This window comes from Streptomyces sp. SID3343, assembly GCF_009865215.1.
Lineage (GTDB): Bacteria > Actinomycetota > Actinomycetes > Streptomycetales > Streptomycetaceae > Embleya.
In genome coordinates this window covers 1-9,933 of sequence record NZ_WWJX01001247.1, presented here as the reverse complement: position 1 = coordinate 9,933, position 9,933 = coordinate 1, and the positions used below count along the sequence as shown (strand labels likewise).

11 protein-coding genes are annotated in these 9,933 nt (G+C 68.9%); 8 read left to right on the top strand and 3 right to left on the bottom strand.

The genetic code is table 11. From position 1 onward, the window contains the following. On the bottom strand, nt 1–194 hold a 194-nt coding region (locus GT354_RS56810; protein WP_161358325.1), incomplete at its 3' end, for a transposase. A gap of 327 nt (nt 195–521) precedes the next feature. Between GT354_RS56810 and GT354_RS38915 the strand changes: the two genes are divergently transcribed. After that, nucleotides 522–1,061: an RNA polymerase sigma factor gene (locus GT354_RS38915; RefSeq protein WP_161358326.1), complete on the top strand. Its 540-nt coding sequence runs from the start codon at nt 522–524 to the stop codon at nt 1,059–1,061. Between the two features lie 52 nt (nt 1,062–1,113). Beyond that, the gene (locus GT354_RS38910; RefSeq protein WP_161358327.1) at nt 1,114–1,815 is read left to right on the top strand and encodes a hypothetical protein; all 702 of its coding nucleotides are present in this window, start codon (nt 1,114–1,116) and stop codon (nt 1,813–1,815) included. 43 nt (nt 1,816–1,858) lie between these two features. Here the strand turns inward: GT354_RS38910 and GT354_RS38905 are convergent, their stop codons facing one another. Continuing rightward, complete coding sequence (locus GT354_RS38905; RefSeq protein ID WP_161358328.1) at nt 1,859–3,064, bottom strand: S1 family peptidase; 1,206 nt, start codon at nt 3,062–3,064, stop codon at nt 1,859–1,861. 525 nt (nt 3,065–3,589) lie between these two features. Here GT354_RS38905 and GT354_RS38900 point away from each other — a divergent pair. The 4 genes from GT354_RS38900 to GT354_RS38885 all read left to right on the top strand — a co-directional run bounded on the left by GT354_RS38900 (nt 3,590) and on the right by GT354_RS38885 (nt 6,408). Next, nucleotides 3,590–4,246 carry a hypothetical protein gene (locus GT354_RS38900; RefSeq protein WP_161358329.1) on the top strand — a complete coding sequence of 219 codons (657 nt, stop codon included), beginning with the start codon at nt 3,590–3,592 and terminating at the stop codon, nt 4,244–4,246. 246 nt (nt 4,247–4,492) lie between these two features. Then, nucleotides 4,493–5,323, top strand: coding sequence for a hypothetical protein (locus tag GT354_RS38895; protein WP_161358330.1), 831 nt, complete (start codon nt 4,493–4,495; stop codon nt 5,321–5,323). 42 nt (nt 5,324–5,365) lie between these two features. Then, on the top strand, nt 5,366–5,656 hold the full coding sequence (locus GT354_RS38890) for a hypothetical protein (RefSeq protein ID WP_161358331.1): 291 nt from the start codon (nt 5,366–5,368) through the stop codon (nt 5,654–5,656). A 71-nt stretch (nt 5,657–5,727) separates the two neighbouring features. Continuing rightward, a complete protein-coding gene (locus GT354_RS38885; protein WP_237535372.1) occupies nt 5,728–6,408 on the top strand; it encodes a hypothetical protein in 681 nt (226 codons plus the stop codon). Between the two features lie 539 nt (nt 6,409–6,947). Here the strand turns inward: GT354_RS38885 and GT354_RS38880 are convergent. Next, on the bottom strand, nt 6,948–8,684 hold the full coding sequence (locus tag GT354_RS38880; protein ID WP_161358332.1) for a helix-turn-helix transcriptional regulator: 1,737 nt from the start codon (nt 8,682–8,684) through the stop codon (nt 6,948–6,950). Between the two features lie 175 nt (nt 8,685–8,859). Between GT354_RS38880 and GT354_RS38875 the strand changes: the two genes are divergently transcribed. After that, nucleotides 8,860–9,051 (top strand): hypothetical protein, encoded by a 192-nt coding sequence (locus tag GT354_RS38875; protein WP_161361081.1) that lies wholly within the window; start codon nt 8,860–8,862, stop codon nt 9,049–9,051. Between the two features lie 702 nt (nt 9,052–9,753). Then, the coding region (locus tag GT354_RS38870) for a hypothetical protein (RefSeq protein WP_161361080.1) at nt 9,754–9,933 on the top strand (180 nt) is incomplete at its 3' end.

Sequence of the window (9,933 nt, the reverse complement as noted above, 5' to 3'; positions counted from 1 at the left end):
AAACGCGTGTACAGCGTCTGCCACGAGCCGTATCTCTCCGGCACGTCCCGCCACGGGACGCCGGTGCGAATCTTCCACACGATCCCGTTCAGGATCGCCCGGTCGTCCGACCGCCGGCGACCCATCGCCCCCGACGGAAGATGCGGCCGCAACGCGTCCCACTCCGCATCGGTCAACTCATGACGTCGAATCACACCCGACATCATGCCTCAACCCGAGCAGATTGAAGACACTTCCTAGCCGCCGCCCTTGATCGTCGGCGTCGGTCAGCTCGAAAAGCGCCTCGTCGGGCCCGGGGTCCTAGGCCATGGATCGCAGACTGCGCCCGAGGCAGTGACCGCGCCTCGTTCCAGGGATCGGCTAGGTGCCGGACTGCCTGTCATGCACATGGCACATGTTCTGGTGGGTGTCCGGGACTTGGTTTCGAAGTGTGCCCAACCCGGTTCGCGTGTTGTTCGTTCTTGGGGGTGTGACAGTGATGGGCACGATCGGGGCTCGAATATTCAGTGGGAGGAGGGCGGATGCGAGTTGACGGGGAGTCTGTGCAGTCGTTGGTGGCTGCTCGGGGTTGGGCGCTCAAGCGCTACGCCTTTGTCCTGTGTGGAGACGACGACCGGGCGGACGACCTGGTCCAAGAGGCGTTGGTACGGACTCTCGCGGGGCGTCCCCCCACTGATCCCGCCGAGTTGGAGGCGTACGTCCGTCGGGTCATGACCAATGTCGTCATCGACGAGTTCCGGCGGGCGCGCCGATGGGCGCGTCTACGGCCCGCCTTCCTGACCCGGTACGCGCCGTCCGATCAGGAGGGACCGGAGACGCAGGTATGCGCGCGCCTGTGGACCGGTGAGTCCTTGGCGCAGTTACCCGCTGGCCAGCGAACGTGTCTGGTCCTGTACTACCTCGAGGATCTGCCCATCGCCGAGATCGCGAACGTCCTGGGGTGCACTCAGGGGTCGGTCAAGAGTCAGTTGCACGACGCACGCGGCGCACTGAGGCGGACGTGGGCGAACGACGGCACGACGAATAGCGAGGAGGAGAAGCGTGAGTTCGAACGGAGATAACATCCGAGAAGCCCTGGACACGCTGGCAGGCCAGGCGCGGCCGCTGCGGCCGATGCCCGCGGAGGAGTTGGTGGCCGAGGCGGAGCAGCGCCGTCGCGGACGGCGCCGGCTGCAGATGGCGGGTACCGCTGTGGCCGTGACGCTGTGCGTGATGGGAGCGTTCGCCACGACGATGGTCGGATCCGACCCGTCCGACCGCCCGGCCCCCGTCGCCGCCCCGTCGCCAGCGGAACAGGGGTCGGGCATTGAACAGGAGCCGGGCCCGTTCACGTGTGGCCGGCCGATCGAGTCGCCCGTGGTCGAACGGTTAGATGGGTTCGATTTGTTGGGGTTGACGATCGAACGGACCGCAGACGTGGATGTGCCCCCACTCGTCTCCGTCACCCTCGAGGCGCCTGCACCGATGCGACTGAACGCCACCAAGGTCTACCCGACCGTGCTACTGCTGCGGGACGGAGTCGTGGTGGGTGGTCCGGTGCGTGCCGGGGCCTTGGGCCCCGGACGCCCGCTTCGGTTCGTGGACTGGGACCCCGCGTACGAGTGGCCTGCCAAGATTCGTCAGCCCGCGCCGGATTGGCTGTGTGGGCAGTTGAGTTGGCAGCAAGTATGGGCAAATCCGTCGCATTACACCCTGGCCGTGGTTATGACTCCGCCCAAGGCGAGCGCAGGAGGGCCGCTTCCGTCGAACGAGACGTCCTCGACATTGCTGATCTCCAAGGTGGCGCTCGACGACAGGCTCTCAGCCGGCTCATGAACACGCTGCGCCGGTGCGACGACGGTCGCACCGGCGAGAAACGTCAGGCGAAATTGAGTCGGACGGCAAAGACGTCCTGGATGGTGGCCGCGCTTATCCAGCCCACGGATCGACAACGCTTGATGTCGTCGCAGTAGAACCCGATGCTGACCATGCCGTTGAGTTGACGGCTGTTCGGGTCGTTGACGGTGATTATGGGGCCTCCGCTGTCGCCACCCACGGCGGCGAGGTAGCCGTCCACCTGCCCTCCGACCATTCCCATGACCCCGACATCGCCCGCGGACCAAACGTTGACACCGGCCGTGCGGATGTTACACATGACCTTGATGTTGTATCCGAGGTTGCAGACCATGTCCCCGACTGCGGTGTGCCTGACACCGTTGAGGGCGCGGGCGTACCCGGCGGCGTCTGTGCCGTCCCAGGTGTTCGCCCGGGTCGTAGTCTCAATGAAGGCCGCGTCGATGTCGGGCCTCTTGTCCTTGACCTGGCCGACATAGGTGCCGCCGTGTGTCCACACGTGTTGGCCCACCGGGTAGCAATGGCCTGCAGTAACCAGCCACTGCCGGCCGTCCCACGTGCTGATGCTGGGCATTCCACTCGTGCAGTTCGCGCGGTCGGCGTCGATCCAGTCCAGCGCCGCTCCGGCATAGAAGGGGGCGCTGTCGTTCTCCCGAGTGGCCAGCAGTCGGCCCTCGCTTCCTTGCTCTACCCTGATTTCCAGGGCAACCGCCGTCTTGTCGAGGCTTTCCCGTGAGGCCAGGAAGCCGCTCGCCGAGCTGGGTTTGTCGACGGAGAGAGTGACACCTCCGCCGTCCACCGCGAAGGCTGCAGAATAGACCTTGAACGGCAGAGACTCGTTGGCGACGTATCGAAGGGCTTCGCTCTTCATCGCGGCTTGAGAGTTTTTCCCCTGCTTCACGTCGAGCAGCTTCGTGTTGATCTTCGGATACTTCGCGTGAACCTGTCGGATGAAGACGTCGGCCTGCGACGTATCGGTCAGATACACGTGGAGCGTGGTGTAGTCCGCACTCATCTCGGCAGAGGTGAAGATGTCCGCGTACTGCTCCTGGCCGACGCTGATCGCCCCATCTGCGGCGGCGCGCAAGGGTTCGAGCAGTCGTCCCTGCGCCTCCGGCGTCATGGTCGCCAAGGTTTCGGCAGAGAGAGGCCCGGGTTCGTCCGCCGCCGCCGAGAAAGGTATGACGGCCAGTGCGCCGAGCGCAGCAACGGCAGCCACCAAACGTTTCATATTCCTGTTCATTTCCCCCCCAGATTTAGCGCCCCCAGAGCGCCGGTTGGCCCGAGAGAGCGTATTTAAGCGGCCACAGAGAGTCAATAGGATTCCATTTCCCAATTCCCGTTCCGATTTCACGTAAAAAATCGGGCTTCGCCGATGGAAGTGATACTTTATATCATCAAATCGCGTCCAGATATGAAATCGCAAACAAGGATTCAACGGCACCAACTTCCCCACCGCCGGGCACCTGGCCTCCTACGCTGGCCTCGCACCCACGACATACGAGTCAATGCTCGGGCGCGGTTCCACGACCGACGACACGATGAGCGCACGGCTCGGAGCGAGGGCGTGCCACGAGGGGCGTTCGACGAAGCGCCCCCGCGGTCGGCGGTCACGGGAGCAAGAACTCGCGATCCCCGAATCGGGCACTCGGCGGGGTCGATCGCGCAGAACGACCCTCGACGCGCGCGCCGGTGAGGCACGCTCAAGAACACGACGGGCCGCGACGGCGGGGCCCGTGACCAAGAGGAGGCGCGTGTGAGGGACCAGAGGCAGGGTTGGCAGGCGCGGGAGTTCGGGACCGCGCACGAAGGCCGGGTCGGCGTGGTGTTGGTCGATGGTTCGACGCCGCGTCCGGTGATCTTCGACATCGGCAGCGGTACCAATTTTTACGAGAGCACCGACTGGCGGTATCACGACGGGTCGTGGGAGTACCTGGTCAAGGCGCCGAGGGCGGACGCGTTGCGGACGGTGTGCTCCTGTGGCTGGCAGGGCGAGGCGCACCCGGTCGCCACGATGCCGGAGCTGGTGGCCGAGCTCGACGGTGCCGCCGCCGACGCCGAGAACGAATCCGATGCCAAGGACCGGCATCCGTGGAGAGCGCTCGAGGACCCGGCGGTCTGCGAGCGGGACTGGGCCGCGCACATCGCGGAGGTCGAGCACGCCGCCATGCAGCTGCCCGAGGACGTCGCCCGACTGCTCCGACAGGTCGGCGACCGACTGGACGTCCTGGCCCTCGACGCGCCGCTGGCCGCGCTGCGCGCGGTACGGCTGTTGCACACGACCGTCGGAGAAGCCGGCGCCAACGCCGCAACCTCCGCCCGTTACGACCACGACGAAGCCACGATCGGCCGCGCCCTCGGCCTGCCGGAGAAAGAGACCACGGCCTGCCTGTACGAATACACACGCCGCTAACCGCTCCGCCGGGCCGCCGTGGCCCGACCGACGCGAAGTCCGGCGACCACCCGGAGGGCCCGCTCGGGGCCGCCGGGTCGGCCGAGCACGTCACTCGTCGGGGTCGTGGTGCGCGGTGGTCACATCCGGATACGACACCGGCCCATGAACGTCCCCCTTGGTTGGTGACCCCATGTTGTCGAAACCTCGCACCGTGTACGGGAGTTCGCCCAGACTGGGCGGACGGGCCGACGAAAGGGAGCGGGCATGGCGGGTGCGTGGCGTGGTGAAGAGGGACCCGAGCGGCATCCGCGGCCGCCGTTGCCGTCGAACCAGGGGTTGCTGCCCGCGCTGCGGACCGGCGGCGAGGTCGCCGAACCGGCGCCGGGCCCGGGACCGGTCGAACAGGTGGCCCGGATACACGCGCCCGGCGAACTGCCCGTCGGCACGTCCGGATCCAACCGGGAACAGCGCTGGGACATGCTCGGCCCCAAGACGCGCGAGCGCCTGGAGGCGCAGGCCGGTACGACGTTGGCCTGGTGGGCGAAGTTGGACGCCGACGAGTTCGTCGAGGCCTTCGTGTTCGGGCCCCTGGGCGCCTGCCGGGCGGCGTCCGTCGTCCGCGAGGGCAAGCGGGTGTACCTGGTGGAGCGCCTGCGCTTCGAGCCCGACGCCCTGGAGCACCGGTCGCTCCGCTCGGACCCGGTGGGGCGCAAGCCCTCGAAGGCGTCCCGCCTGTTCCGGCCGCGCCGCCCCGCGGGTGGGGGACCGCCGCCGGCCCGCCCGGCGGTCGTGGCGGACCTGGGCCTGAACGTGCGGGACTCGGGGGTGTTGGGGAACCTGCCCGCCGAGGTGCAGGAGTTCCTCCAGCGCCCGTTCCTCGGCGACGACCAGGGCGTGGTCGCCCAGTGGTACTACGACGAGGGCATTGAGGCCATGGGCCGGGTGCTCCGCGTCGTGTTCGCCCTGATGGGCGACCGCGACGTCACGTTCGCCACCGGCCGTCGGACCCTGCCGCGCGGGGCCTCGCCCGACCGGGCCCGCTGGGAACTCGACTACTACCACGCACCGGTCAAGCGGCCCCGAACCACGCCTTGATCCAGGCCCTGCTCTCTCGCACTCGACATCGACGACGCGTGCGTGGAGGCCGACGGGCGACCCGGCCTCGACGGCATACGCCCGGTGTTCTCCCACGCCGTGGCCGCCTTCCTTCGGGACGACGACCCCGACGTGCGCCACGCCGCGACGGCCGCGGCCGTCGCGTACGCCGAGGATCCCGACCTCGCCGAACACCGCGCCGAACTGGTGCCCCTCGCGCACCGACTCCTTGCCGAAAGCACCGTCCGCTCGTACCGGGCCCCCACGATCGACCGACTCCGCACGGAGGTACAGCCGAACATGCTCTTTGTGTTCGCCGTTCGGTCCGGCTGATGGTGGGGTGTCCGGGCGTAAACGAGGGGCGGGGTGGGCGGGGAGTGGGGCACACTTCGCCCGTGATCACCATGCGGCTCGTGCTGAGGGTGGATGTCCACGACGGCGACTTCGCCTTTTGGCCGGTCGCCGAGACGAAGTCCTTCGGCCACATTCCTCTCGGTGATGAACTCTCTCCCACCGAGGTCGGGACGGCCATGATGCGCATCGTCGGCTGCAACGACGTCGGCCCCGACCCCGGGGAGGGCTTCCCGCTCCCGCCGGCCGACCCGCTCGGATACTTCCTGCACGGGATGCTGACCTCCGAGGAACCCATCGTGGGGGGCGGCCTGCTCGTCGTGGACACCTCCACGGGAATCGTGGTGCCGCCCGGCTGCTGCTGCGGCCTGGAGGACTGGCGCGAATGGCAGGAGGTCGTCGACGGCGGCGACCCGCCCTGGCTCGGCCACGATCCGGAACCGACCGCCGAACGGCTCGGCGACACCGTCCGGCTGACCCTCGACTCCGGGAAGAGCGACGGCCCGGTGAACTCGGCCGACTCCTGGAGGGCGTCGATCGTGACCTCTCCGACTTCGTCGCCCTGGCGGCCGACTGGGCATCCCACCACCTGCCCGAGCACGCCACCCCTCTGGTGGCCGCCGCCCTCTCCCGCCTGCTGGCTCTACCGTCGCAGACCGGGCCGCAGCAACGGTAGAGCCAGCAGCCGGTTCCGCCGACCAGGCAAGTGGGCAGACGGCACCGGCCCGCCGTAAGCACGTTCACGGTGTGCTTGGTTGGGCACACCGACGAGCACGGCTCCGTCGAGGCGGACCACAGCCCCGGCGGCAACGCCGACAATCCGCCCTTCTGAGCAGGCACACACGACGTTCCGACACCGCGCTCCGTCCACGTCGATCCGAAACGACTCGAGCGTCGCCCTCATCCGTGGTCGCAGTGACATCTCGCCGACGGACGCGCGCCGGTAGCGCACCGAGCTCGTGCTGCCCCGGCGCACGATCTGCTGCAGCCTCTTCCCTTCCTGGTCGAGGCGAGCGCTCATGCCTGATCGGGGTCGGGATCCGTGTCGGGCGGCCTGAAGCCCAGTTCGCGGTACAGCAGGCGCAGCCGGTCGCGTGCGACGGCTTCGACGTCGGCGGCGTGCGTCTGCGCCGCGACGTCGACCAGTTCCTCGAGCGCCTGGCCTCCTTCGCGTACAGGCCCAGCTCCGAGGCCATGCGGGCGGCGTCCGTCAGGCAGGCTCAGCGACTCGTCGTATCTCGTGACGGCGAACAGGATGGCTCTGGACCCGGGATCAGACGAGGCCGACGTAGTCGGCGAGCCAGTGCCAGGGCTGGACCATGTTGATGTGGTCGGCGAGCCAGTGCCAGGGCTGCCTGTCGAGGTCGAGACCGACGTGGGCAGCGATCCAGGGCCAGGGCTGCGCGGCATCCACGTGCCAGGGCACGATCAGGCCCGCCAGCAGTGCCGCAGGGCTTACCACCCGGCACGCTTCGAAGGGCTCTCCGACGGTGACGTTCAGACCTTCCATCGGAAAGGACAACAGAGCCGTCGCGAGCAGCAGGGCGGTCGGCGCCAGGACCGCGTAGACGATCAGGTTCGAGGTCTCGGCGCGGGGGGATGCCCGAAGACCCGCAGTGAACGTCGCGGCGACGCCGAAGGAGAGCACCACCTGGAGCAGAAAGCTGGACCAGCCCACGAAGTTCCCCACGTGGTACCCGGGCGGCACCTGGTACGGCACGTACGGCCGAACCGGGGCGGCAGGGGCGGGAGTGGACACGGCGGAGGGGTCGTCGGTGTTCCGCGGCGAGTCTCGGACGTCGTCCATGGCACCTTGTACGCGTTGCACGGCGTCTTGTACGCGTTGCACGGCGTCCTGGACGCGTTCCAACGCGCTTTGGGTAGAAGCCATGGACGCGATGTTGGCCTCCGCGGCGGCGGCGAAGTCGCCGACGAGCGGGTTCACGTCCCCCGTGGGCGTCGGCATCGCCGTCACCCCACCGGCAGGCAACTGCGCCGGTGGGTCGCAGTCGCCCGGCCAGGTACCGACCTCCGCCGGGACGGGGCCCCCGATGAAGGGGTACTCGCCCCCCGTGTAGGCCGGCATCGCGGTCACGGTCACCCCACCGGCAGAGGGCTGCGCAGGTGGGTCGTAGTCGTCCCGCCGGGTGCCGCCCTCCGGCGGGACGGGGCCGCCGAGGGAGTACCCGTCTCCCGTATAGGCCGGCATCGCGCTCACCCCACCGGACCACGATTGCGCCGGTGGGTCGTGGTCGCCGGACACGCCGTCTGCGGTGACCTGCGTTGCCGCCTGGGCAACATGCTGGTGGACGGGTGTCGCCCATTGCCGCTCCTGCTGCTCCCGGCTCAGGACCATGACCTGGTGGCGCAGGACGTCGACTTCCCGGCGCAGGAGTTCGATCGTGGCGTGGTGTTCGGCGAGTTCGGCTTCGAGTTCGCGGATGTAGGCGGTCGCGGCGTCGAGGCGATGGTCCCGGTCCCGGACTTGGTCGTGCAGTGCGTCGTGTCGGGTCTGGATCTCGGCTCTGGTGGTGTCGGTGTGTTCGAGGCGTTCGCTCAGTTCGGCGAGTTCGAGGTCGAGGGCGCCCAGGGCCTGGGCCGCGTGTCGGCGGTCGTGGGTGCCGCGGTCGCGTTCCTCGTTCAGGCGTGCGGTGAGGTCTTCCTTGGCGGCGGTCAGCCGTGTGGTCTCCTCTCTCCAGTACAGGGCCTGGTTGTGCTGCCTGGCGCTGCCCGCCAGGGCGGCGGTGCGCAACCGGTCGAGGTCGAGGTGTTCCTCGGGTGCGAGCGGGACGCCGCGCTCGGCCAGGAATCTTGCGAGGGCGGTGAGGAACTCGGCGGGTGCGACTCGTTGTCCCTTGAGGTAGCGGGTGACCACGGACGGATCGAGGAACGCCGCCTTGGCGAACTCGCGGCGCGAGGCGCCTGCGCGTTCGAAGCACGCCTGCATCGCCGCCCCGTAGCGTCCCGCGTCCGGCTCGACCGCGTCCCGGCCCGGAATGTCATCGCTCATGTAGGTGTCGCCCCCTTCGTCACCCCTCCATTCAACGCCACCACCGGGCGACCCGGTGGCACTACGCGCCGACGTGTTGCCGATGCGCCGGCAACGCCCGTTGCCGCTACCGCAGCACCTTCCACCCGTCCGACGCTCGTGGCGAACCCGACGGACACGAGCATCGGAGACACCCGTGAACACCCCACCCGAACAACCCCACTCCGCCCCCGACCCCGCCCCGGCCGGTCCCCTCCCGCGTCGCCGACGAATCGCCGTCGCGTTGCTCGGCCTCCTGCCGGCGGCCGTGATCACCGGCGTCGGCAACGAGATCGGCCATCGCCTGACCATCCATGCCCTGGACGTCGTCCGCGCCCTCGTGGAATGAGCCGGGTCCGGTATCGCGATTCGCGTTCCGACCTCGGACAGTACTCGGACATCCGGGATCGGAAGCGGAGCCACGGAGTCCGGTGATCGTTCCCCACACGAACCACCGCGGGAGGGTCGTGCCGCGTGCACGGCGGCACGAGCCTCCTCGATGGTTTCCCGGGCGGGATGGTTTGGCTGTACGTCCGATACCGATCACCGATCCCGGCGAGCGGACGCCGTTCCCGGGCGAGGTCGAAGGCCTGCGCTCGGGCCCTTCGTCGGCACTGCCCTGGCCGCACCACCTGTCCGAATGCGCCCACGTCGACCGCGTGCAGGCGCTCGTGGACCGGATGTCACTCGACGAGCGCGCGGACGGCGTCCGGGGCGAGGGCGACCAGGCGGTGCCCGATCTCGTCGCCGAGGCCAGCGTCCGCGGCCGCCGGGAGCAGGTCGAGCAGCGCGACGGCACGTCGCCGGCGATGCGAAACGGGTGGGGCCGGTTCGTGTTCCGGCTCGGGGTCGGGGCGTTCGGTCGGGGTGTTCGTGCGGTCCTGCGATGCTCGATTCCGTCTGGTGTCGGCACGAGCCTCGGACGGGTGCGAGGTCCTGTGGGAGCGGCAACGGCCGTTGCCGGGACTTCGGCAACACGTTTGTGCGTTGCGGCATCCCGGCGCCCCCGCCTGTCGTTGAATCGGGGTGTGACGAAGAGGACGACACCCGGATGAGCGCGCACGAGGGCGTGTCGGGTCGGGACGCGGTGGAGCCGGACGCGGCGCGCTACGGCGCGATGATGCAGACGTGCTTCGAACGCGCCGGCGCATCGCGCCGCGAGTTCGCGAAGGCGGCGTTCGTCGACGCGTCCGCAGTCACCCGCTACTTCAAGGGACAACGCGTCGCGCCC

What these genes read in the sequence shown, in the direction of transcription:
- GT354_RS38885 (WP_237535372.1), top strand. Translation starts at nt 5,728, where the DNA reads ATGCGGCTCGTGCTGAGGGTGGATGTCCACGACGGCGACTTCGCCTTT.
- GT354_RS38905 (WP_161358328.1), bottom strand. Translation starts at nt 3,064, where the DNA reads ATGAAACGTTTGGTGGCTGCCGTTGCTGCGCTCGGCGCACTGGCCGTC.
- GT354_RS38910 (WP_161358327.1), top strand. Translation starts at nt 1,114, where the DNA reads ATGCCCGCGGAGGAGTTGGTGGCCGAGGCGGAGCAGCGCCGTCGCGGA.
- GT354_RS38915 (WP_161358326.1), top strand. Translation starts at nt 522, where the DNA reads ATGCGAGTTGACGGGGAGTCTGTGCAGTCGTTGGTGGCTGCTCGGGGT.
- GT354_RS38895 (WP_161358330.1), top strand. Translation starts at nt 4,493, where the DNA reads ATGGCGGGTGCGTGGCGTGGTGAAGAGGGACCCGAGCGGCATCCGCGG.
- GT354_RS38880 (WP_161358332.1), bottom strand. Translation starts at nt 8,684, where the DNA reads ATGAGCGATGACATTCCGGGCCGGGACGCGGTCGAGCCGGACGCGGGA.